At 28.0% G+C, this 24,698-nt stretch carries 27 protein-coding genes and 1 pseudogene; 9 read left to right on the top strand and 19 right to left on the bottom strand.

Going from position 1 to position 24,698, the window contains the following annotated elements; translation table 11 throughout:
- Positions 1-7 precede the first annotated feature (7 nt).
- Positions 8-874 (bottom strand): tRNA 2-thiocytidine biosynthesis TtcA family protein, encoded by an 867-nt coding sequence (locus tag BLS77_RS15100; RefSeq protein WP_089971731.1) that lies wholly within the window; start codon positions 872-874, stop codon positions 8-10.
- Between the two features lie 214 nt (positions 875-1,088).
- On the opposite strand from BLS77_RS15100, the gene BLS77_RS15095 reads away from it, so the two are divergent.
- On the top strand, positions 1,089-2,144 hold the full coding sequence (locus BLS77_RS15095) for a hypothetical protein (protein ID WP_089971729.1): 1,056 nt from the start codon (positions 1,089-1,091) through the stop codon (positions 2,142-2,144).
- Between the two features lie 170 nt (positions 2,145-2,314).
- Here BLS77_RS15095 and BLS77_RS15090 read toward each other — a convergent pair whose 3' ends face one another.
- The 6 genes from BLS77_RS15090 to BLS77_RS15070 form a co-directional block, all read right to left on the bottom strand.
- Positions 2,315-3,088, bottom strand: a complete 774-nt coding sequence (locus BLS77_RS15090; protein WP_089971726.1) for a MurR/RpiR family transcriptional regulator — start codon at positions 3,086-3,088, stop codon at positions 2,315-2,317.
- Between the two features lie 134 nt (positions 3,089-3,222).
- Positions 3,223-4,551, bottom strand: a complete 1,329-nt coding sequence (locus tag BLS77_RS15085) for a 6-phospho-alpha-glucosidase (protein ID WP_089971724.1) — start codon at positions 4,549-4,551, stop codon at positions 3,223-3,225.
- Between the two features lie 227 nt (positions 4,552-4,778).
- Positions 4,779-6,386, bottom strand: a complete 1,608-nt coding sequence (locus BLS77_RS15080; protein WP_089971722.1) for an alpha-glucoside-specific PTS transporter subunit IIBC — start codon at positions 6,384-6,386, stop codon at positions 4,779-4,781.
- 263 nt (positions 6,387-6,649) lie between these two features.
- Positions 6,650-6,826, bottom strand: a complete 177-nt coding sequence (locus BLS77_RS20005) for a hypothetical protein (protein WP_167866174.1) — start codon at positions 6,824-6,826, stop codon at positions 6,650-6,652.
- Between the two features lie 188 nt (positions 6,827-7,014).
- A complete protein-coding gene (gltS, locus tag BLS77_RS15075; RefSeq protein ID WP_089971720.1) occupies positions 7,015-8,211 on the bottom strand; it encodes a sodium/glutamate symporter in 1,197 nt (398 codons plus the stop codon).
- Between the two features lie 51 nt (positions 8,212-8,262).
- The gene (locus BLS77_RS15070; RefSeq protein WP_089971717.1) at positions 8,263-9,627 is read right to left on the bottom strand and encodes an FAD-binding oxidoreductase; all 1,365 of its coding nucleotides are present in this window, start codon (positions 9,625-9,627) and stop codon (positions 8,263-8,265) included.
- 186 nt (positions 9,628-9,813) lie between these two features.
- On the opposite strand from BLS77_RS15070, the gene BLS77_RS20000 reads away from it, so the two are divergent.
- Positions 9,814-9,975 (top strand): hypothetical protein, encoded by a 162-nt coding sequence (locus tag BLS77_RS20000; RefSeq protein ID WP_175490875.1) that lies wholly within the window; start codon positions 9,814-9,816, stop codon positions 9,973-9,975.
- A gap of 109 nt (positions 9,976-10,084) precedes the next feature.
- Here BLS77_RS20000 and BLS77_RS15065 read toward each other — a convergent pair whose 3' ends face one another.
- The 5 genes from BLS77_RS15065 to BLS77_RS15045 form a co-directional block, all read right to left on the bottom strand.
- Positions 10,085-10,795 carry a carbonic anhydrase gene (locus tag BLS77_RS15065; protein WP_089971716.1) on the bottom strand — a complete coding sequence of 237 codons (711 nt, stop codon included), beginning with the start codon at positions 10,793-10,795 and terminating at the stop codon, positions 10,085-10,087.
- A 93-nt stretch (positions 10,796-10,888) separates the two neighbouring features.
- Entirely contained in the window at positions 10,889-11,560 is a 672-nt protein-coding gene (locus BLS77_RS15060; protein ID WP_089971713.1) for an ABC transporter ATP-binding protein, read from the bottom strand.
- 9 nt (positions 11,561-11,569) lie between these two features.
- Positions 11,570-12,730 carry an ABC transporter permease gene (locus tag BLS77_RS15055; RefSeq protein WP_089971712.1) on the bottom strand — a complete coding sequence of 387 codons (1,161 nt, stop codon included), beginning with the start codon at positions 12,728-12,730 and terminating at the stop codon, positions 11,570-11,572.
- Positions 12,731-13,172: 442 nt separating this feature from the next.
- Entirely contained in the window at positions 13,173-13,493 is a 321-nt protein-coding gene (locus tag BLS77_RS15050; RefSeq protein ID WP_089971709.1) for a PadR family transcriptional regulator, read from the bottom strand.
- 18 nt (positions 13,494-13,511) lie between these two features.
- Positions 13,512-14,822: a DUF2812 domain-containing protein gene (locus tag BLS77_RS15045; RefSeq protein ID WP_089971708.1), complete on the bottom strand. Its 1,311-nt coding sequence runs from the start codon at positions 14,820-14,822 to the stop codon at positions 13,512-13,514.
- A gap of 418 nt (positions 14,823-15,240) precedes the next feature.
- Between BLS77_RS15045 and BLS77_RS15040 the strand changes: the two genes are divergently transcribed.
- The 7 genes from BLS77_RS15040 (at position 15,241) to srtB (ending at position 20,021) form a co-directional block, all read left to right on the top strand.
- The gene (locus tag BLS77_RS15040; RefSeq protein ID WP_089971705.1) at positions 15,241-15,846 is read left to right on the top strand and encodes a hypothetical protein; all 606 of its coding nucleotides are present in this window, start codon (positions 15,241-15,243) and stop codon (positions 15,844-15,846) included.
- A gap of 5 nt (positions 15,847-15,851) precedes the next feature.
- A complete protein-coding gene (locus BLS77_RS15035; RefSeq protein ID WP_089971703.1) occupies positions 15,852-16,376 on the top strand; it encodes a signal peptidase I in 525 nt (174 codons plus the stop codon).
- Positions 16,369-17,058 (top strand): BsaA family SipW-dependent biofilm matrix protein, encoded by a 690-nt coding sequence (locus BLS77_RS15030; RefSeq protein ID WP_089971700.1) that lies wholly within the window; start codon positions 16,369-16,371, stop codon positions 17,056-17,058. The genes BLS77_RS15035 and BLS77_RS15030 overlap by 8 nt, the downstream gene beginning before the upstream one ends.
- Positions 17,059-17,079: 21 nt before the next feature.
- Complete coding sequence (locus BLS77_RS19995; RefSeq protein ID WP_175490878.1) at positions 17,080-17,241, top strand: hypothetical protein; 162 nt, start codon at positions 17,080-17,082, stop codon at positions 17,239-17,241.
- 2 nt (positions 17,242-17,243) lie between these two features.
- Entirely contained in the window at positions 17,244-17,705 is a 462-nt protein-coding gene (locus tag BLS77_RS15025; protein WP_089971698.1) for a hypothetical protein, read from the top strand.
- Entirely contained in the window at positions 17,702-19,279 is a 1,578-nt protein-coding gene (locus BLS77_RS15020; protein WP_089971696.1) for a vWA domain-containing protein, read from the top strand. Before BLS77_RS15025 ends, BLS77_RS15020 begins: the two co-directional genes overlap by 4 nt.
- A 73-nt stretch (positions 19,280-19,352) precedes the next feature.
- Entirely contained in the window at positions 19,353-20,021 is a 669-nt protein-coding gene (gene srtB / locus BLS77_RS15015) for a class B sortase (RefSeq protein WP_089971694.1), read from the top strand.
- A 152-nt stretch (positions 20,022-20,173) separates the two neighbouring features.
- Here srtB and BLS77_RS19990 read toward each other — a convergent pair whose 3' ends face one another.
- The 7 genes and pseudogenes from BLS77_RS19990 to BLS77_RS14980 all read right to left on the bottom strand — a co-directional run.
- Entirely contained in the window at positions 20,174-20,347 is a 174-nt protein-coding gene (locus BLS77_RS19990) for a hypothetical protein (RefSeq protein WP_175490877.1), read from the bottom strand.
- A 287-nt stretch (positions 20,348-20,634) separates the two neighbouring features.
- The gene (locus tag BLS77_RS15010) at positions 20,635-21,057 is read right to left on the bottom strand and encodes a hypothetical protein (RefSeq protein ID WP_089971691.1); all 423 of its coding nucleotides are present in this window, start codon (positions 21,055-21,057) and stop codon (positions 20,635-20,637) included.
- On the bottom strand, positions 21,050-21,484 hold the full coding sequence (locus tag BLS77_RS15005) for a nucleotidyltransferase family protein (protein WP_089971687.1): 435 nt from the start codon (positions 21,482-21,484) through the stop codon (positions 21,050-21,052). The genes BLS77_RS15010 and BLS77_RS15005 overlap by 8 nt, the downstream gene beginning before the upstream one ends.
- 156 nt (positions 21,485-21,640) lie before the next feature.
- Positions 21,641-22,021 carry a hypothetical protein gene (locus tag BLS77_RS15000; RefSeq protein WP_089971686.1) on the bottom strand — a complete coding sequence of 127 codons (381 nt, stop codon included), beginning with the start codon at positions 22,019-22,021 and terminating at the stop codon, positions 21,641-21,643.
- A gap of 195 nt (positions 22,022-22,216) precedes the next feature.
- Complete coding sequence (locus BLS77_RS14990; protein WP_089971683.1) at positions 22,217-23,773, bottom strand: AAA family ATPase; 1,557 nt, start codon at positions 23,771-23,773, stop codon at positions 22,217-22,219.
- A gap of 167 nt (positions 23,774-23,940) precedes the next feature.
- Positions 23,941-24,369: pseudogene (locus BLS77_RS14985) on the bottom strand (Uma2 family endonuclease); the annotation flags it as partial.
- Between the two features lie 52 nt (positions 24,370-24,421).
- Positions 24,422-24,698: IS3 family transposase (locus tag BLS77_RS14980; RefSeq protein ID WP_139164852.1), on the bottom strand; the 277-nt coding region annotated here is incomplete at its 5' end.

The following is a 24,698-nucleotide window of genomic DNA, read 5'->3' as shown; positions in this document are numbered from 1 at the left end:
GATAACCCTACCTTTCATCATACTCATCTAAATAAGAAACTTTTTCACCGTCTTTTTTCCAACCTAATATAGAATCAACATTTACATTTTCAGCCGATTTAAATATAGACTTTTCAACTCCATCAAAGTTCTTCTTTAATTCTTTAATTAAACCTTTAATTTCATATCTCTTATTCCCTATTTTCTTAGCAGCTACCATACAAGCACAATTAAGAGGCCAAATTCCGCAGTAGTTTATAAATTTCTTTATATTATCTTCTTCTATATAATACATTGGTCTTATAAGCTCCATATTTTCAAAATTTGCTGACTTTAATTTAGGAAGCATTGTTTTAAAGTTTCCTGCATATAAAACATTTAACATAGTTGTTTCAATGACATCATTGTAATGATGTCCAAGTGCTAATTTATTGCATCCAAGTTCTTTTGCCTTTGCATAAAGGGAACCTCGTCTCATTCTTGCACAAAGATAACATGGATATTCCTTAGCTTTTTCATCTATAACATCGAAAATACCCGATTTATAAATTGTTACTGGTATTTCTAGATGCTTACAGTTTTCCTCAAGCAACTCTCTTATTTGTGAATGATACCCAGGATCCATAGCTATAAATTCTAATTCAAAATTAACATTACCATGTATCTTTAATTCTTGCATTAATTTAGCTAAAAGAAGAGAATCCTTACCACCTGAAATAGCTACAGCTATTTTATCTCCCTCTTGTACTAAATTATAATCTTTAACAGCTTTTATAAATTTAGTCCAAAGTTCTTTTCTATATGTTTTAACTATACTACGTTCTATTTCCTTAACTGTCTTTTTTTCTTCTTGCGGAATTATTATCTCGCAACCTTTTCCTGCTATGCCGCTCATTTAAATCACCTCTATATAATAAATCTTTCTCAAAGTATAACATTTATTTTCTAAGTTGCAAATCTTTTATCCCAGTTATAATACTTATTATTCATTTAAACTACATTCTAATAAATATACAGCATACTGACTTACTAATTATTTTTATTAGTAACATTTATAAGGTCTTATAAGTATACTATTTATAAAGTAATACGTAGGAGTTTTTAGAATAATGTTCTATAAAGATAATCTTTTTGAAAATAAAAATGAAACATTTGATGAATATGAATTTTCTTCATTTCCGCTTGAAGAAATGCAACGTATTCCTCAAATACCTGGTGGGTTTACCCCAAACTTTCAACCTCCAAATTTTCCTGGTGGCAACTTTCCTAGTGGTAATCCCCAAGGTGGAAACGTCCCTGGTGTAAACGTCCCGGGTGTAAATATAAATCCATCGCAACTTGGTGCACCTCCAAATTTTATTCCTAACCAAAATGATAAAGCGGTAAAAAGCTTAACTTCATCTAATTATGGTGGCCCTCAATCAAAATTCGTAAGTCAAAACTCAATAAAATTTTGTCTTTTCCAATTTACTTATATTTGGGAAAGAGGTGGTAGAAACTACTGGGCATTTTTATTAAATGTTGATAGAGTTTCAGTTTCTGGTTTAAGATGGTTCGGTAGACGCTGGGCTTATTTTGGTGTAGATTTAAGAAGAATAGATTCTTTTGTTTGTTATAGAAATAAGTGTGAAAGTTGTCTTGAAGACAATTTATCTAGACAAACTAATGAAAATGGATTTAAAAACGCTAAAAAACTTTATACTAATAGCGAAGTTAGAGAATCAGTTAGTAAAACATTAGTTTCCTTAAATATACCCGAAACAAAAGATGATTTTATAGTTCAACCTATAGGAATTGTAGATAGTGAAAATATTGAAAATACAATTCCATGTGTTTCCTCTCGAGACACTCAATACACAATTGAACTAGAAGTCATGTACCCAGAAACTCTAGATGAAACCATAAAAGATAAGATAATCGAATATGCAAATGAAGCATGTGAAGAAACTGTTACTATTATTAATGCTACACGAGGAAATACCCATTCTGTTAATCCTCTTGAAAACTTTAATAATTCTACAAAAGTAATTCCAAAAGCTTTAGCACATTTTTCTTCAGAATTCAACTCAAAACTTAGAGATCCTAAAATAGATAAAGATATAGCAAGATCTATTACCTATTCTATAACTCAAGGTAAAACAACTGATCCTTGGAAAACTATTTGATTTCTACCAAGCCAATCTCTAAATACATTTTTATATAACTTTAAAAACTTAATAATTTCAAAATAAATATTAAATTTTTTTAATATTTAAAAGCAGTAAGTAAATCCTATTTTAGAATTTACTTACTGCTTTTTATTTTTTTCATAATATCTGCTGTTTATATATTTTTATTATAATTTATTTACCTCTTCTAACTTCCTATTATTTTTATACATTATATACTTCAAAAATAATATTTCAACTAATATAAAAAATAAATTTACTGCTTCATACTCTACACTATTACCTATATTTACTACAGAAGTGTTTATATACAAACTTTCTTTACTTAATTTTGCTAGTTCATTATTTTTTAATTTAGTCACTGAGATAAATGGTATATTTCTTATTGATAATTGTTTTGCAAACCCCCTAATATGACTTGATTCTCCTGATAATGATATAACTATCATTAAGTCATTGGAGGTCATAGTATCTAATGTTAAATCTATTTCTGCTATTCCATCTATAACTGCAAAACACTCTTTTCCAGATAAAAAAATTCTCTTTACTTCTTGTGCCACTGATTTTTGAACTGCACCAGTACCATATATAAACACTCTTCTACTTTCATAAATCATCTCACAAACTTTTGAGTAGTCTCTTTTTTTCATCTCATCAATACTACTTTTAAACTCATTACAAACTATTTCAACAAAGTTTTCATCAATAATTTCCTCAGTCATTTCCCATTTTAAATAAACCTTTAATTCACTATATCCTTTTAATGATAATTTCTGTGCAAACCTTAAAATTGTTGTTCTTGATACATTGCATTTTCCTGCAAGATCATCAATAGTTAATCCACAACATTCCTTTTTATTACTATATATATACTTCCATATATGTAAATCATTTTGATTTAATTTGTCATAATGTGCATTAATAAGTTCATCTATTCTCATAATATCATCACTTCCTATATCTACAAGTATAGCAAACTTATACCTTACTTAATAGACGTATATTAGAAATAGAAAATAGGATGTTGCTTAAAATAATTTTGCAACATCCTCTTCTTAATTGTATTAACTATTTTTTATTTTAATTTTGGCCAGTATTCTGTGTTTTCCTTTATTAAATCATCAAGAATTTCTTTAGCAACTTTTACACTTGGTACTGTTTTTGATAATGAAATTGCTTGCCATAATTTTTGATACGATTTCTCTGCCCATGCTTCTACAACTAATTTTTCAACTGAAACTTGTTGTCCCATTAATCCCTTTTGGAATTCAGGAATTGTACCTATTGTTAATGCTGTTGGTCCATTACTTCCTACTAAGCATGGAATTTCAACCATTGCAGTCTTATCAAAATTTTCTATTGCTCCATTATTTTCTACTATTAACAACATTCTTTCTTGAGTATTATATGATATTGCTCTTGCAAGATCTACTATATATGATGCATGTTCATCTATTTCTAATGTTGATCCTTCTGATTTCCCGGCTTTATAGATTTTTCTACATTCTCCGAAAACATGTTTTTCTCTACCATCCATAACTTCATTTGCTCTTGTATAGTTTTTATCTGAATGCTCAACTACATAATCAGGGAATAAATAATATTTTAAATATGTGTTTGGTAATGTTGTAGGATCTATTTCATATATATCCCTAGCTTTTCTAAATGTATCACTCCAAGTTGGATCTGTATGTTGGTTTTCATCTTCAACTTTAGTATCATATCCATATTTTTTAACATGTGCTTTAATTTTTGGCATTAAATCATTTCCTGCTTTATCTGTAATGCTTGACCACCAACCGAAGTGATTAAGTCCATAATACTTAACTATCATATCTTTTCTTGATTCTAAACCAGCTATTTGTGCCATATGCCCTTCTATTCCTATTGGCATATCACATATATTTAATATTTTAGTATTTGGAATTAACTTTCTTGTAGCTTCTGCAACTATAGCAGCTGGATTTGAATAGTTTAACATCCATGCATCCGGTGAATATTTTTCCATATATCCTGCAATTTCTAATATTCCACCAATTGATCTCATTCCATAAGCAATTCCCCCAGGACCGCAAGTTTCTTGACCTACTACTCCATGCTTTAGTGGAATTTTTTCATCTAATTCTCTCATTGCATATTTACCAACTCTTATATGTGCCATTACAAAATCCACATCTGTAAATGCTTCTTCTGGATCCACTGTTGCTAAAAACTCTATTTCCGGTGCTTTTTCCTTTAATAATATTTCACATGCTTTTGCAATTACATCTTGTCTTTCTTTATCATTGTCATAAAATTTAATCTTTCTAATTGGGAATTTATATAAATTATCTAAAAGCATTAACACTATCCCTGGTGTAAAAGTACTTCCTCCACCTGCTATTAAAATTGAAAACTTCTTCATAATTTTTCTCTCCTCTATATCTTTTTATTTTGTTTTTATTAATAACTCTTTCTACAACTTAATATTATCAAGTATGATCTTATCAATCAATACATTAGGCTTGTTTAGGGAATAAGCTCTCTTGTTGTTCTTACTCACTTTTTTTGTGAATATTCACAGCTATTAGTTAAGTCATCTTCAATCTAACAATCCCAATTATAAATATAACTACAATTCTACTATTTCTTTTAGATGCTTAAATTATTACCCATTAATAGTTCAACTTCTTCTGCAACTTTTACAACTGATAGTCCAATAATTACTTGAACTGCTTTTCCTTTCTTAACTAAGCCATGTGCTCCTGCTTTTTTAAATACAGAAATATCTTGCACTAAATTTTCATCAACTACAGATATACGCAGTCTAGTTGCACAATTATTAAGTTGTGAAATATTTTCTTTTCCACCTAGTGCTTTTACAATCATTTCTGCTTTGCTTAATAAAATTTTTCCTGTATCAACAAGTTTATCTTCAGTTAAAGATTTTTCTATTTTCTTTAACTTATAATCTGACTTGCTATAAAGTTTTGTTTCTTCGTCCTCATCTTCTCTACCTGGTGTCTTAAACTTAAACTTTAATATTAAGTATCTAAATACTACAAAATAAATTCCTGTAAATATAAATCCTATAATTATTTGTGTTATATATGTCATAGTGTGATTACTAAATAACGGAATCCAATTTAATGCTATCCAATCAATTAATCCACCACCAAAATTACCAACTACTCCAAACGAAAATGCTATTGATGATAAAGTTGCTGCTAATAATGCATGTACTAAAAATAATACTGGTGCAATAAATAAGAATGTAAATTCAAGCGGTTCTGTAATTCCTGCAACTACTGCTGTTAATGTTGCGGGGATCAATAAACCTAATACAATTTTCTTTTTATTTGGTTTAGCTGTAACATAAAATGCTGCTGCTATTCCTGAAGATCCAAATACCTTTGACATTCCATGAAGGGCAAACCCGCCTTCTGGGAATAATGTTTTTAACGGTTCAGTTGATGATGAGAATTGTGATAAATGCAATGCCCAATAAGAATTTATTCCACCTTCAACAACTACTGAATCAAATATAAATGGTGTATATATAAAGTGATGCAAACCCGTTGGGATAAGTATTCTTTCTAAGAAAGTATATACCCAAACTCCAATGACTCCAGATCCTACTAATATTCCTTGTAATGCTGCTATAACGCCTTGTACCTTTGGCCATACAAATGCCATTACCACTGCTAATGGAATCATTGCAAAGAACCCGATCATTGCAACAAACGCCGATCCTCTAAATGTTCCTAAAAATTCTGGTAACTCTACATCGAAGTACTTATCATGTATCCAAACTACAATACCAGATATTAATATTGCTCCTATCATACCTGTATCTAAAGTTTTAATACCTGCTATAGTTGTTAATCCACTAGCTCCGCCAATTTTCGTTGCAAAATCAACTCCAAATGTTGGCCCCCAAGTTGAAAGTATAGCTCCTAAAAAATAATTAAAAGTTAAATATATTACTAGTGATTCCATACAAGCCCTTGCTTGTTGCTTTTTAGCTAACCCAATAGGTAGTCCTATTACGAATAAAAGAGGCAATTGATTAAATACTGTCCATGCGCCCTGTTCTATGATATTCCATATCTGATACCATAATCCGCTCTCTCTTGCTAAGGAACCCATTATTTCAGGATTCTTAAATAAAATTGAAAATCCAACCATTATTCCTGAAAATGCAAATAACAATACGGGAGTAAACATTGCGCCACCAAAGCGCTGAATTTTCTGCATCATATATTCTCTTCTCCTTACAAATTATTTTTGTTTGCTTTCTAACTTGTTTTAATACCAAAACGTTTTGTTAAGATTATATTATCAACATTATTAAACGTTATCAATAGATTCTACTCATTAAGTTATTTTTACCATCTATAGGACTTTATATCTTTTATTGTGAATTTTCACAACATTAAGTAACGATTTTTATTTCTTTAAATAATCGCTAAAAAGTCCAAAGAGTTTTAACCTCTCTGGACTTTTTAATTTAACTATAAATTTTACTCGTTTTCTTTTATCCATTCATTACATAAAGTCTTAAACATCTCTTCCTTATAAGTAAATTCAATATCAATTATATCTATTAATTTACCATCTTCATCACTTACATGTATGCTATTAAATTCATCGTTTTCAAACTTGAATTTATTAATTATTGCTACATATTCTTCTTCCATATATATTCACCTACTTTTATAAATTTAATCTTAGACATCTTTTTCAAAATAATAATCCATTATACTAGTCTATTTTCTTGAAAGTGCCTTATTATAATATTTCTCTATTATCACTTAAACTTATTTAAATATCAACTATTTTAATTATATTAAATCAAAGCATTATTAATTTAGGCATCTTCAAATAACTAATGAAGTATATTTATAAACAATGTAATAATTGCTGAGTTTGCAAAATCAATAAATAAACATCCTACAATAGGTACTACAAAATATGGAGTTGGAGCAAACCCATATTTACTAGTTAACGCATCCATATTTGCCACTGCATTAGGTGTAGCTCCCATACCAAATCCACAACTAGCTGATGCAAAAACTGCAGCGTCATAATTTTTTCCCATTACACGGAAAATTATAAAATAAGAGAATAGTCCCATAAGAACTGTTTGCCCCATAAGCATAACAATCATAGGAAGTGCTAAATCAAAGAGTTCCCATAACTTCAATCCCATTAATGCCATAGATAAGAAGAATGAAAGGCTAATACCTCCAATTGCTTCAATTTCTTTTTCTTCAAGCCTAACTTTTCTCATATCACAAATATTTCTAATAATAGCAGCTGCAATCATTGCTCCAATATATGATGGAAAAGTTAACCCTAAATCTTGAATGAAATTAGATATTATTGATCCTATTCCCATTGCAAGGAAAATCCAAGAGGCTCCATTCATAAGCTTTTTGTGACATAGAATAGCTTTATCATCCTCATGAAAATCACTTACAGGAATTGATTTATCATGTGACTCTTTAGGAGTTTTAATATTATTTCGTTCTATTAAGTTTTTTGCAACAAACCCACCTATAAAACTACCCATAACTAGCCCAAATGTTGCTGACGCAAAGGATACAGTAGTTGCACCTGCAATTCCCATTTTTTCTAGAAGTGGTCCAAATGAGCCTGCTGTTCCATGACCACCCACCATAGGAATAGAAGCTGTGCAAAGTCCTAATAATGGATCTAAGTTGAATAATAATGCTAAAGAAGCACCTAAAATATCCTGACATATTACTAGTAAAATTGCTAGTACCAAGAAAATGACAACCTTTATGCCACCCTTCTTTAATATTTTAAGACTAGCCGTATACCCAATGCTAGTAAAAAATGCAGTCATAAAAATGTTTTGTAATGTTATATCTAAATTTATAGTAGCAATATTAGTTATCTTTAAAATAAGCATTAATAGCGCAAATATAATTCCCCCTATAACAGCAGCTGGTATACAATATTTCGATAATGCTTTTACCTTTTTCTTTAAATACTTCCCTAAATAGAACACGACAGTGGCTAATGCCATTGTTTCGAATATATCAAATTTTAATTCCATAATTTCTCTCCTCTTATCTTTTGTTATTTTACGTTATTTATTAATATGTTTTTATTTTTCAGGAAAACATTTTATTCCTTGTGGAAAATTAAATACATCACAAGGATCATATTTTCCTTTTACTTCTCTTAATTTTTTTATATTTTCACCATAATATTCTTTTTCATAACCCTGTAGTTCTGCAAAAGGAAAATTAATAAATGACCCTTTAGTAACTAGCTTTATATAATTAAAGGCCTCTTTAACCCATTCTCTATTTACTTGTGCATATTCTGACCTTTCCCAAACGGACTGTAGCCCCATAATAAATTTTGAACCTCGATAATAAAATGCTGTACTATATTTATCCTTATCTTGAATTGCTCCACCTAAACCATATAATGAAATTGATACATATACGGCTCCCTCTGGTCTATTTTTTACTAATTTTATAAGATTTTTAATTTCACTTATAGTATAATCCTTATCTACAAATCTTCCTGTAGATTTATATTTTTCATAATCTGGATGGCTATCTTGAATACTTCTATTAGCCTCTAACACCGTAATATATTCTAGTTTAACATCCACCTTACTAATAATATTTTTAAATGGTTTTAAGATATTATTAGCTTCTTCTTCATTACCATAAAATAATCCTGTAAACTTAATTCCAGTCCCTTTATCTTGCGAATTATATATAGCCATTTTTAAATTAACTCTTCTATCTAAATTTTTAAATTCAGTCTGAAACATTTTGAATATATTAATGCTTTCTTCAAGTTCTATATGTGGATAATCTATATTTATAAGTGTTGCCATTTTAATTTTTTTAGGAAGGTTAAATGTCATTTCAGTAACTATTCCAAAATTACCTCCGCCACCACCTCTACAAGCCCAAAATAAATCTTCATTATAATTTTCATTTGCAATTATTATGTTACCTTCATAATCTATAATTTTAACTTCTATTAATATATCACAACCTAGACCTAAAAGCCTACTTGAATATCCCCAACCACCGCCTAATACAAATCCAGGAACTCCAACAGTTGGACATCCACCCCCTGGAAATACATAACCATGTTCTCCTAGAGCCTCATATAATTCTCTATTCCTAACTCCACCTTGTATTTTAACTATATTTTTTTCCTCATCTATATAAATATCATTCATTCTGCTAACATCAATAACTACTACATCATTGCCAGTTGAGTAACCTTCATAGTTATGACAACCTGACCTTATTCTAATAGGTAATAAATTCACTCTAGACCAAGATATTGCAGTGCAAACATCCTTTTCACTCTGACAATATACAATTACCAATGGATATTGTTCAATAGCTCTATTCCAGGCTTTCCTGCTATCTTCATAACTAAAATCATCTCTTGTAACTACTTCACCTGTTAACGCATCGTAATTAAATTTTATCATTTGTTTCACCTTCTTTTAATTGTTTATATTTATAATAATCTAATTTACTTATTAGATTTTAGTATTAATTATATACTAATGCAACAATATAATTAATATTTCCTTCTACTTTATATTTACAAGCATACAAATGTTTAATAGATTATAATATATATTAAATACATTATACTAAAGGAGATACTATAAATGAAATCAAATAATGATATAAAAAATAAATCTAAGGAATTAATATGTCCTATATGTGATGAAATAATGAAACAATATGACTATACATATGATACTCTTAAAGATGCAAAAGTTAATTATAAATGTGATCATTGTGGACACAAAAGCACTAAAATTCTTTAAACAACTAGTCTTTACTTAAATTATAATAGGTCCAAAAGATTAACTCGGAGTAATAGTTACTCCACCTAAAAAGTAGCCAGTTTTAAACTGGCTACTTCTTTTAGAAGCATTATTCAGAAACTATTACCTTACCTGTTTCTAATGAATACTTTGCCCCAACTACTTTCACTTTATTTTCCTCTAATAAATGTTTTATCACTTCACTATTCTTAATTTCATTAACACTCTGCTTAATATTTTCATCTTCAGTATTACTGTATATTAATTTATTATCTTTAATATTTATCTTAGCACTATTATAGGCAGGCGTTATTTCTTTTGCAATAGCTCCAATGTTTTCACTAAAATCTCCACCATCAATAGTGGCTTTCACTGCACCACATTTTTCATGACCAAGAACCATAATTAATGGTGCACCTAAATGCTCAACACCATATTCTATACTTCCTAGTGAAATTTGATCCACTACATTCCCTGCATTTCTTATAACAAATATATTTCCAAATCCCTCATTAAATAATAGTTCTGGTGGTACTCTTGAATCTGAGCAACTTATAATTACAGCATAAGGATATTGCCCATCTTCAAACAAATCACTTTTTGTCTCTTCTGTTAAATCAGTATTTTTTTCTTTTCCATCTACAAACCGCTTATTTCCATCTTTTAAAAGATTAAGAGCCTCATCGGCATTAACTTCTGTTCCCTTTGGAGACACGTTTAACTGTTTTCCCTTTTGTGGACTACAAGAAATCAAAACTATGCTTATTAATAATGTTGTTAATAAAGTCAATAAAAAAACATTTTTTTTATTACCGCTCATATAACCACCTCCAAATTACAATTTTAACTAAAAAAGAGGACATATACAAGCTATTTCAAATACTATTCAACGTAGATTACTATATTCATTAACTTAGTCCTTTGCAATCTCGCCATTCTCTATTTCAATAATTCTATCAGCTAAGCTTGCAATTCTATTATCATGTGTAATAATTATAAAAGTTGTCCCAAATTCTTTATTTATTTCTCTCAAAAGATTATATATTTCCATGGTTGTATCCGAATCTAAATTTCCCGTTGGCTCATCGGCTAATATTATTTCTGGACTATTCATAAGAGCTCTCGCTATAGCAACTCTTTGTTGTTGTCCACCTGACAGGTTCAATGCCATATTGTTTTTTAATTTTAATAATCCAACTTTATCCAAAAGAAATTCTGCCCTTTTACTAATTGTCTTTGCATCCTTAACACCCTCAATAAGTGCTGGCATCATAATATTTTCTATAGCATTAAACTCAGGTAGCAAATGATGAAATTGAAATATAAATCCTATTTCCTTATTTCTTAATGCTGAAATATCATTTTTGGAAAGTGATTTTGTACTAACACCATTAATATAAACTTCGCCTTCACTTTCCTTATCTAATGTACCCATTATATTTAACAGTGTACTTTTACCACTTCCACTTTGCCCAATAATTGCATTAAATGTACCTTTTTCTATTTCAAGGTTTATACCTTTAAGAACTGTATTTTTAATTGTTTCACCATATATTTTTTTAACACTCTCTAACTTAATAATCATAATATCCTCCTATAACTTTATTGCTTCAACTGGATTTAATTTCAATGATTTTCTTGCCGGTATTATTGAAGATATAATACACGCCACAATTGCAATAACTAAAGATAATATTACAAAATTAATATTTATGCTTCCTGATATTAATGAACTTCCATCACTATTCTTAACAAATACTGTGAAGGTTTTAAATAAACCTATCCCAATAACCAATCCAAATATAGCTCCAATAATTCCAAGTAATCCTCCTTGAATAATGAAAATTCTAGATGCTTGCCTATCTGTAATTCCCATAGCTTTTAATATACCAATTTGTTTTGTTTTTTGCATTACTGTAATAGCTAATATACTAGCTATTGCAACAATTACAGATAAAACTACAAATACTTGAATTGTATAGCTTGATGCTGATTGTCCCTTTAAACCAGTTAACAAACTTTCATTTACTTCGATCCAATTTGGAGTAATATATTTTTCACCAACTGTAGCCTCAATTTTATTTGAAATTTCCTCTACATCAAAAATATTTGAATTTCCAACTTGTGTTTCAACAGAAGTAATAGTATCATTTCCTAATCCATAAATGCTTCTTATTGTATTTAAATCTGTGACAACATAGCTTTTATTCAAAGCTTCCACCTTTAAGTCAATTATCCCTGTAACTTTTACATTTATAACATCCTTTTTAGATGTTAAAAGATTTACTTCATCACCACTTTCTATTTCTAATTGCTGTGCTAATAACTTTCCAATTATTATTTCATTAACATTTGATGGTAAGTTTCCGCTTATTAACTTGTCATTAAACTTATAGATTTTTTCTCCCTCATTTAGATTAAACCCCCTAAGTATAACCGCAATACTTTTATCATCCTTTGAAATTAACCCCGGTTGATCCAATGTCTCTATGGCTGTAACTATTCTGCTATCAGTTTCAGCTACATTCTTTTTTAACTCGCTTCCATTTTCAATTAATGTATTATCCTCACTTTTTATTGTAATATGAGAAGTTCCCCCTATAGTGTTTTTAACCAAATCATTTTGTAGATTTTGGATTAATAATCCTAAAAATATTTGAATACTTATCCCAAGTCCTATGGCTAAAGCTATTAAAAGGGTTTGTCCTTTATTATTTTTTAAAAATCTATATGCTATCTTAAATGATAATTTCATTTTTGTCCTCCTTATTAATTTTAAATTATATTATACATTTATCAGCTCTAATAATTAATGATAATTATTAGATATTTGTGATTATTGTTATATTTTTATAATTATTATATTTTTATAATATTCTCTTTCCAGGTATTAGTCAATATATAAAATAAACTTTTAAATATAATGAAAAGGAGTTATAAAAAAATAACTCCTTTTCATTAACCTATTATACAATTTTAGTTCTTCAATCTTTTTTATGTGTCTTTTTTGTATGTTTAGCTGGAGAATTATTAACTTTTTTCTCCTTTTCTTGTTGACTTCCGCAAGAAGAATCCTGTTTTTCGCTCATAGCATTAATACCTCCTAAAATAAAAATTCGACCATAATATTTCCTTTTTATTTTATCCAATATACAAATTATAATGCTATGAAATTAATAATAAATTTGTATTTTTACTCATAATAATTCTCCCCCAATATATTTTTCCCCATCACTTGCCATGGAAATTAATCTTCTATATTCTTCTAGCAATATTGCTTTTCCTTTTTCTGTTATTATATAACTTCTTTTTCTACCTTGAACTTCTGTTTCTTTTATCATATTTTCTTTTTCAAACTTACCAAGCAAAGCATATAAGGTTCCAGGCCCTACCCTTACACGACCATTGGAAATTTCATCTACACTAGACATAATATCTACACCACAGTTTTCCTCTAGCAATGACATTAGTATATAATACATTGGCTCAGTTAAGTTTTGAAATTGCTCCCTTGCCATTTAATATCACCTCCAATGTCAATTATTCATAAATACTTTTTCATATACCTTATTAAATAATTCATCTTCACTTAAGTTCTTATCCCAATTACTAATTTGAATAAGTTTATTAGATGAAACCATAAGATAAATATGGCCACGTTCATTCATATATACCTTTATATCATCTGGCAAATCAGTTTCTTTCTCAATATACTTTATATTAATTTTCTTCACACTATTCATCATCTTATTAAAATCATACTTTACTGCCCACTTATATTTACTTTGGAATAATTCATAAGATAACTCTGTATTTTTTCCTTTATTATAGTAATATAATTTTGATGCTAAAATACCATTATTCTCATTTATATATATACTATCTTTATCTATAGCTTCATCATTAAAATCCCTTAGAGTTAAAATATAATTATCTTTTTTTATTTCATTTTCTCTATTCCCCGAAAAAATTTCACTAAAAATTAATCCGTTCATTATTACAACGCTAAGTATAATAATAACAACATAACTTATAATATTAATTATTCTCTTTTTCTTATATTTATATTTAGTTTTGCTTACAAAATTCATCACTGTTGCTATTGCACCTATTATTAATAAATTTAATACAAGAATTTTAAATACAAACACCTCTCCCATCATTGTCATAGATACTATTAGTAATAAAAGCGGAAGTAACATTAATTTATATATAATCCTTTTAATTTTTATCACTTTTAAATAATTATAAGATACAGCTTCTTCTCTTTTTAAACTTCCTCGTCCTTTAAGCATCCAAATAATAAAGTTAATAAATCCTATACTCTCATGTATTACAAACATGCTATACAGCATCAATGTAAATAATTGCAAATTACTTGCTAAGAAATTTGCATCAAAACTGCCTATAGTTGCCATATATTGACCAAATAAAAGTATTGTAATAGTAAATAAATTTAAAAGAACATATTTTAAAGATGCTTTAAATATACAATTAAACTTCTCCTCTTCCTCAGTATGAATAGGTATACTTTCTATTTCATTTTCACTACAATAAACTTGTATTTTTTCTCTTTCGCAAATAAAATCCCAACCTGCAACACTGCAATATTCTCTATATTCTAATGCTCTATCACTATTTCTTCCATCAAAAAATGATACCTTATCCATTATATCCACTGAATATTTTATTATTTTAGGATCTACTCTTTTAAATTTTAATATTAGTCCTTTTATATTCTGTAATTTCCATCCCTTTAAAGCCATATCCTCTAAATATTTTTCTAAAGCCTTGTATTCATATGGCAAAAAATTAAATAAAACCCATTTAGTATTTATTATTATCATAAAACTCTCCCCCAAAAAACATTTTCTATTTCTCACTAATATCGAGTATCGATATCTTTAATTAAATTATAATATCGATAATCGATATTATCAATATTTTCATTTCTATAACTTAACATAAACACTTTGAATTTCATCATAATAAGGGAACCGAAATAAAATAACAAATCAACTATTCTGAGGATATTTTATGCTACCCAAATATTCACAACCTTAGCATAGTTAGCTATATAAAGGCTGTGGTCATGGATCACCTCTCAAAACAGACCAGAATCTGACTATTTATACTTATAATTTCTGTAACGTTTCTTTTTGTACATTAATAGTATATATAAATGCGAAAAACTACAAAACAATATTTTTAATTCTATGTAATAAAAAAATACTAATCTTTTTTGTTTTATGAAAGGAGTTGACTATGCGATTTAAAAAAATATTAATAATTAGCACAGTAATTGTTCTTGTAATTACATCAACAGTTTATACACAAGCAGAAAGCTTCGGTTTTAATTCAAAGGATACAGCAACTAATAATTTTGTTGTTTCTGACGTTAATATTGAAATTGAAGAGAAATTTACTACTGAAGATAATTGGTCAGGATTATTTAAGGAAAAGGAAGTGTCTATAAAAAACTTAAGTAATACAGATGTGTTACTTAGAGTAAATATTACCCCAAGATGGGAAGATAAAAATGGAAACGCAGTAGCATTAGATGCAAGTAGCAACATAGTTAAGCTTAAATTCGAGAATTTGAATACAGATACAGGTTGGATTTATGGAGATGATGGATATTATTACTATAATTCCATTATAAAAACTGGTGATAGTACACTTCCACTATTAGCTGGAGTTGAACTTAATATAGTAGATGAAAATATAGCTGAGATGTATAGAGGAAATAATCTTACTATTGATGTGAAATCAGAATGTGTTCAAGCCTCAAAGGATGCCTATGTAGAGACATGGGCAAATATAAATAACCCTACTATAAAATCTATTTTAAATAATTTGTGTATTAGGTAGTATGAATGAAAAAGAATAAATTTTTTAATGTTTTAACAAACATACTTTTTTATAGTTTCATTATAACTTTTAGCCTTATGCTAATTTTTTCAATAGTAAATAATAAAAAAGGAAAAGAAACCTCTATATTAGGATATAAATTTTATACTGTTTTATCAGAAAGTATGACCCCAACCTTGAATAAAGGAACAATAATCGCCATAAAAAGAGCTGATGTAAAAGTTGGAGATATAATTACATTTAAACCTACAAGTGAAAGTAGTAATACCACTCACAGAATAATTAAAATTAACGAACTTGATAAAGTCACCTATGTAACTAAGGGTGATAACAATAAAGTAGAGGATCCAAAATTAGTTACACAAAATCAAATAGTTGGTAAAGTTGAATTTAGTATCCCTTATGTTGGATTACTAATAGAGTATATAAAAAGTAATTTGTTTACATCAATCCTAATACTAAGTTTATTAATTTTAGTGGTTTATGTAATTAAATATAAATTAAAATTTGGGAGGGCAAAAAATGAATAAGAAAAAAACAGCAGCAATATTAATTACAGGTGCACTAGCAATATCTATTATAGGTGGGACTTTTGCAGGGTTTACTGCAAGCGACTCTGTAACAAATCCATTTAGTACTGGGATAACTGACGATTCAAATAATCCAAACTCTGGAGTAAAGGTTCAAGAAGAATTTAAACTTGAAGATGCTAAAACCATAACACCAGGAACAGAGATTAATAAAGATGTTCAATCTAAAAATACATCCAGCTACGATGAATTTATAAGAGTTGACTTTAAAATAGTTTGGAAAGATGCAACTGGAACAGAAGTTACTAAAGTAACTGTAGGTGGAACTGAATATACATTAGATAATAAGTTAGTAGAATTAAAGACTAAAAACATTTCTACTGATGGTACACAAGGAACTTGGGTTCTAGATAGTACTGACGACAAATATTATTACATTGGAAAAGTTGCTACAGGAAGCTATACCAATACATTATTAGACTCAGTAAAGCTTAGTCCATTAGCTGGGAATGAATATAAAAATTTAAAGTTTGATGTAGTTGTTACAGCAGAAGCAATTCAAGCTTCAAATGGAGCTTATAAGGACTGGGCTTCTGATAATATAAAGATATATTTAGGTGCTGAAGAAGCTAAATCAACCTTTGCACCAACAGATGTAGCGGAACCAAACGGCAGCAACTAATAAAATAATACGAGTGACAGCATGGTTAAATATAAGAAAATATTTATTATAGCTGCAGCACTTCTTTTATTTGTAACAGAAAAAGGGTGGGCAACAACATCGTCCCCCTCTAATGTTAAATTAATAGGAAATGCAGAAGGATTAGTTAATGTTCCTGGGAAAGTCCCTTTCTTCAAGGAGTAAATATGTTACCAGGGGATAATATTACAAGGCAAATGGTAATAGAAAATGACTATGATTATCCATATGAAATATTTTTAAAGGCAGAAAGAGTAACTCCAAAAGAGGAATATGACTTACTTGAAAAACTACATCTTAAAATAAATTATAATGATAAATCAATATATAATGGAATTATAATTGATGAAAATGTGTTAGTAGATAATATATCCTTAGGCGTTATAAATCCTGGAGAAAATAAAATATTAATTGGAGAAGTAGAACTTGAAGGTTCAACTATAGGAAATGAATATAAAAATAAATATGGAGAAATTAAATGGATTTTTACAGCAGTTAGAAAAGAGACTTCTATTAAAACTCCATATACTGGTGATGAGGGGATTTTACCTTATGTTATAGTAGCAATTCTTAGCTTAGGTGGAATAATAACTATTACAATAGTAGGCAGGAGGAAAAAAGAAATATGAAAAAATATTTAAAATCAATCTTAATAGCCTGTCTTACAATAGTATTTATACTAGGAGTATTTCCTCTGGGTAATTATAAGAAAGTGAAATGCGAAGAATCCCCTCGATCAACATTTAAAAAAGAGGCAACTAAAATAAGCGATGATGAATACAAAATTGAACTAACAGTTGATGGACCAGCATCACCAGATAAAACTGGTACTGATATAATTATTGTTATGGATTCATCTGGAAGTATGAAAAATTCAATGGCATTATTAAATAATTCTATAAAGAACTTTTGCTCAAAAATGTTAAAAATGAATAACACTAGAATTTCTGTAATTGATTTTGATGGTCCAAATACTTTTTCCGGTACTCGTTCTATGAAAGATGCAAGAATCATCACTGAAACAACTACTAACGGTGGCTTTGAAATTAATTATAAGAATATTGCTAATGTAATTGATACTAAAATTTCAGTTGCTGGAGCTACAAATACACAGGTAGCTATAAGAACTGTTAAAAATCAATTAATAGCTTCCGAAAAATCTAGACCTAACGTTGATAGATATGTAATATTTTTTACAGATGGGATTCCAACAACTGCAATAGGTGAACCAGTAGTTAATGAAGACAATAGGTCTAACGTTGAAAATTATATTAAACTATCAAAGGCAGAATTTGATAATATTGATAAGAAAGATACAAAATTTATATCACTAGGTTTGCTAAATTATTCTAATTGGCAGAATGTTCAAGCTCATGAGCTTTTAAACTATATTCAAAATAGTGGCTTTAAGGATATACAAAATAATACTGATATAGACTCTATTTATACACAAATTAGAAATGATATTGTTTTACAGCTACTAATTGCAAAAAATGCAGTATTGACTGATATTGTTTCAAAAAACTTTGAAATTATACCAAATAGTAATGAACCTAGTACTATACCAATGACAGTATCGTCAGCAGAAAATACTGTATCATTTAATATTGATGAAATTACCACAAGTGGTACCAAGGTTTCCTTTAGAGTAAAGACTAAGTATGCTTATTACGCTAATAATGAAGAACCAACTAATGATAAAGCTGTATTAAACTATAATATGCCAAAAACAACTAGTCCAATTGAAGGAACATTTAACATTCCAATAGTAAAGCTTGAACCAATAAAAGGTTCTATAACAATTATAAAAGAAGTAGATAAAAATGGAATGGAGCCACCTTTTGGAGATACTTTCACTGTAAAATTACATGGAGGAAAATCTATGGAGGAATATAACTTTGATTTAGCATCAAACTCCACAACAAAGATAGATGTTACATTAAAAGATAAAGATACAACAAATCTTATTTATCCATACTATTTAACTATTGGTGAATATGATATAAAAGAAATTATTCCTATGAATTATACGCTGAAAGAGATCTATGTTAATGGACTTAAGGTAGATACACCAAAATTCACAATAGATAAAGATCATCCTAATATAACAATAAAACTTGTTAATAAATATGATAATGATAGGTTCTTTACAGATACCCAATCAAAAGAAAATCAAATAAAATACAATCCTACTACACAATAAGAGAATTAGAATTTTAAATAGAAGGTTGAGGACTACCACCCTCATCCTTTTAGTATATATAGCGGAGGTTTTTATGAAGAAATTTGTTTTTATAATACTAATACTGTTATTAACTTCTATATTTGTTTTTAGTATATATAAAATTTTCTATACATCCTACGATAATAAAAAAGCCTCTTTTCTCTATGAAGAAGTTAAGAAAGATAATGAGGAAAAAGTTAATTTACAAGAAACAAATAAGGATTATAAATTTTGGTTAACTATACCTAACACACAAATAGATTATCCAGTTGTACAAGGAATTGACAATGACTTTTATTTGAATCATGATTTTTATAAAAATCCATCTTTAAGTGGGACCTTATTTTTGGATTATAGAAATACTGTTAATATAGATAAAAACATAATTATTTATGGTCATAATATGAAGAATGGCTCAATGTTTAATAACTTAGTTTACTATAAAAATCCAACCTTTTTTAATAATAATAAAAAAATCTCACTTACTATTAATGATATAACTTTTGAATATGATGTTTTTCAAGTCGTTATTGCTAAAGAGGACAATGTCTATTTAAATGGTTCAATCACCTCCTTTGAAGAGTTTAAATCCTATCTTAATACAAATGGTTTATATGATGTATATTTTAATATAAGTGATAAGGATAATTTTTTAACCTTATATAGTTGTAGTTATGAATATGCGGGCGCTAGAATATTAGTATTTGCTAAAAGAATTTAAGTTTTTATGATGCCTTAACTTTAAGCTAGCAATACTTATGAAAAAAGAGCTAGCATTTCACTAACTCTCAATAAGGCGTAATAAATTTTACTTTTTGCATTTTTTTATTTATTTTATGATGCCTACCATCTAAACCTCTATGTTCCATAAATTTAATTAACAGTTCCTACACCTAAATTTATTACTTCAACATCTGTAGTTTTTTCATAATCAAAATAATAATTAATTCTATTGTAATCTACTAATTTCTTTGATGCCCCAATAGTTAACTCTGTTACTATTATTGTAACTCTTGAATCTTTTGATACTATATCCACTACATCCATACACCCGTCTACAAGTTCATCATCTCGTGTTATCTCTAAGTTAGTTTTACTAACAAGTTTATAGTTACTTATTTCTAATTCTACTCTTGCTTTATACTCTTCTTTTGTATTATATAATCCTAGTACCTATGGTTGTTCTTGATCTATGCTCTCTGCATACCCATCATAGGAATATTCTATTAATTCTACTAAATATAATTTATTCATATATAATTTCTCCTTCGTTGTTTATGTTAGTATTTTCATTATCCCTATTTATTAAATATGTACTTACTAAATACAATTAACTACATACATGACTTAATAAATTTATTCAACTCTAATTTCACGGTTTCATTAGTTTCTAAAAATTCGATTATAACTTCTACTGGTGGTTGCTTATATCTATGACCTATTTTATTTCTTATTAATCTTGCAGAATTTAAAAACTTCAATTGTTCTTCTGTAATATGATTCCTATCATATAGTTTCTTTATAGCCTTATCAACACTCATTCCTATTTCATATAAAGTATTTTCCTTTAACATCATAGAAATGAAATCTTCATAAATTATAAATAAACTTAGATATTTATATTTAAGACTATTAGAAAATTCACCTACAAGTTCTTCTTGGTCACTATATTTTTTCACCAAGTCAATTGATTTATCTAATTCACTAGTTGTTATATCTAAATCATAAATTAGTTTCTTTAATCTTTCTTTATTCAAAACTTAAAACCTCCTTATCTAAAAAATACCAGAACTCCTCATTCTCTTTATAAAATTTTTCATAATAATCTATTGCTTCATCCAACATATTATTTTGTATAACAATAAATTTACTATTTAAAGCCTCTATTTTTATAATATTATTTACACTATCATCGTTAATATCAATTATATCTATACTTCTGCCAAGTAACTCCTCTAATTCTGTTGTCATTGCTAATTCTTCATTTATAGAAATCTTTTTTTCTGTAATAATAGCTATATCAATATCTGATTCCAATGAAAAATTGTCCTTAGATAAGCTACCAAATATTATTACATTAGTAATTTTATTTTTATAAAAAATACTTTTAAATTCATTTTGTGAAATAATATTTAATATTTCATCTTTACTTTTCATTTCATCGATAGCTCCACTAAAAAACATATTTTTCACCCCTTATTCCAATATATTTTAATTATACCCTATAGTACTAATAATATCATTATTGCTATATATTTAAACAATTTAATTTTTTGCAACAAAAAGAGCTAAGTTTTACCCTAACTCTTATTAGTAATTTCTTAATCTCAGTAGTACTATTTAGATAACTGTGCCCAGTCCTAAATTTATTACTTCAACATCTGTAGTTTTTTCATAATCAAAATAATAATTAATTCTATTGTAATCTACTAATTTCTTTGATGCCCCAATAGTTAACTCTGTTACTATTATTGTAACTCTTGAATCTTTTGATACTATATCCACTACATCCATACACCCGTCTACAAGTTCATCATCTCGTGTTATCTCTAAGTTAGTTTTACTAACAAGTTTATAGTTACTTATTTCTAATTCTACTCTTGCTTTATACTCTTCTTTTGTATTATATAATCCTAGTACCTCTGGTTGTTCTTGATCTATGCTCTCTGCATACCCATCATAAGAATATTCTATTAACTCTACTAAATATAATTTATTCATATGTAATTTCCCCTTTATTTCTTATTTTAATATTTTGTATATGGAAATATTATTCCTGTATTATCTTTAATTATAGAAATACTACATTATTTTTCACTAAACTAGATTTTATGATATCTACATCAGCAATCCTTATTTGAAAATTCACGCCTCGGCCAAATGGATATTGTAATTTACCCGTATTCCAGTAACCATTTATTTAATTCTTTCAATTTCACAACTATGTTCCTTTGTTTTTGAATCATAACATATTGCTACTGCTAGAATATTTTTATATTCATTCTCAAACTTTTGAAAATACTCCTTTTCCTTCATCTGATTCATTGCAATTTCTACTGTTTCATCTTTTTTAAGTTCAACTACAAAGGCTGTATCTGCCTTTCTTCTTGGATGAAATGTAAAGTCTGCATATCCTTTGCCTGTCTTTTCTTCCCTTTCTATTCTATAAGTATCCCTTGCACTTAAGTAGGCTAACGTCATAACACAGGCCAAACTGTTTTCATTATTATATTGTAATATTGGGATTTCTGAGTTATGAATATCATGTAGTATTTTAACTACTGTTTCATAATCTCCAGATATCGTTGCATTAAGCATTTTTCTTGAATCCTTTATAATCTCTGATACATATCCAAAAGATTCATCTTTTAATGCTTTTTCAAATTCCTTCATTAACTCTTTGTTTGGTATCTTTAAATACCCATCATAATAAGATAAAAATCCAAGTATAATCATGGCAGAATAGATTTCTTCCTTAGTTTTAGGCGCCTCTTGTCCTGCCCTATACTCTTCATCTATTGTAATATCTATAACTCCACCTGATACCATTTCTATTACATCTTCTCTTATTTCCATGATGTTATATTTTAAATATTCCTTAACTTCATCCATAGCACCAGTATTCGTCCAATAGCTTATACATTTTACATTTTGCAGAGCTTTAACTACTGAACGTGGGTTATATAATTTATCTCCATTCTCATTTATATATCCATTATACCAATTACTAATTTCATGGAAAGATATTTTATTTTGCTTTTTGCATAATTCTTCAACTTCATTTTCTGTAAATCCGAAGTATTCTCCATAAATCATATCATTAAGCATAGTGTACTCATCAAACATATTTAGTGATGATCCACTAGAGTATTTCTTTATAGGAAGTATCCCTGTCATATATGCTAATGCTACATATGGTTTATCCTTAAGAAGCTTCATTAAAAACTCTAAAAATCTATCTTGTTCTTCTAAAAAAAGATTACTATTAAATATATAATCCCATTCATCAAATATGAATATAAATTTTTCATTTAGTTCGCTTAAGATATCCCATATAGCATAGTTTTCTTTTATCTTTATATTAGGAAAAACATCCTTCAAATCTTCTATTAATAACGCTGTAATTCTATCTACATATTCACTACAACTTTTACAATTATTATTTACATCAGCAAACGATACACTTATAACATTATATTTATTCAAATTTTCTATAAAGTTTGTATTTCTACTTATTTTGAGATTATCAAAAATTTCTTTAGAATCTACAGCTTTTGAATAATAAGCCCCAAGCATATCTGCTACTGAAGACTTTCCAAATCTTCTTGGTCTTGTTATACAAATATATTTATTTTTAGTTGAAATTTTTTTATTTAACAAAGCTATAATTTCTGACTTGTCTACAAAGTATTCTTCATTATAAAGCTCTATAAAATTTTCTTCTTGTTTTTTTGTATTTAAATATACTGCCATAGATCTCACCCCTTCATTCTCTTTTATTCTATATCTTATTATAGCCTAAATTACTATTTTCTTAAACACAAAATACACTATAAACTAATATCGTAGATTTCATGGTGAAGGCTAGCTAGTACTAACCATATAAAGATAGAGATATTAATATAATCTGATATTTAAACTTAATTAAAAACCGACTTCATATTTATCTTTAAATCTGAAAATAACTTTGAACATAATTCATTATCTTTTTGGTGTATATGAATATAAGATTTCTTTTCTAAATCATAGCTATACACCATAAAAGATGCACTACTTGGGTCTACAATCCAATACTCACTTACTCCATACTCTTCATATAATTTTAGTTTTTTTATCATATCCTCTGCCCAATTAGAGCTTAAAACTTCAACAATTATAGTTGGCACTCCACAATATCTTTTTTCATTAAAACCATTTTTATCACACATAACAGATATATCAGGAATTACACATATTTCTTTTTTCTTATCTTCTTTTTCTAAGTAGACATCATATGGTGAAATCATTACTTTACAATTGCTATTTTCAAAAAATTTTTTAAGTTCTATTGACAATGAAAAAACTATGTCTTGATGGTTAGTGAACTGCCCCCTGTCAAGTAGACAGGGTAAATAATAAAAATTACGCTGTTAAAGTATGACTTCGATATTCTATTGGAGTCATACTTTTTAACTTTTTCTGTAATCTTTGTGTGTTATAAAAATCTATATATTCGTCAATGGCTTGTTCAAGTTCCTCATACGTATCAAATTTTCTTAGATAATACATTTCAACTTTAAGTATACCCCAAAAACCTTCCATAGGTCCATTATCAATGCAGCGGCTAACTCTAGACATGCTCTGTGTTGCTTCTATTTTATCTAATTTACTTTTGAACGTTCTATTTGTATATTGATAA

It is taken from the genome of Clostridium gasigenes, assembly GCF_900104115.1.
Classification (GTDB): domain Bacteria; phylum Bacillota; class Clostridia; order Clostridiales; family Clostridiaceae; genus Clostridium; species Clostridium gasigenes.
Note: the sequence above shows the minus strand (reverse complement) of the source record. Positions and strands in the feature narration are given on the sequence as shown.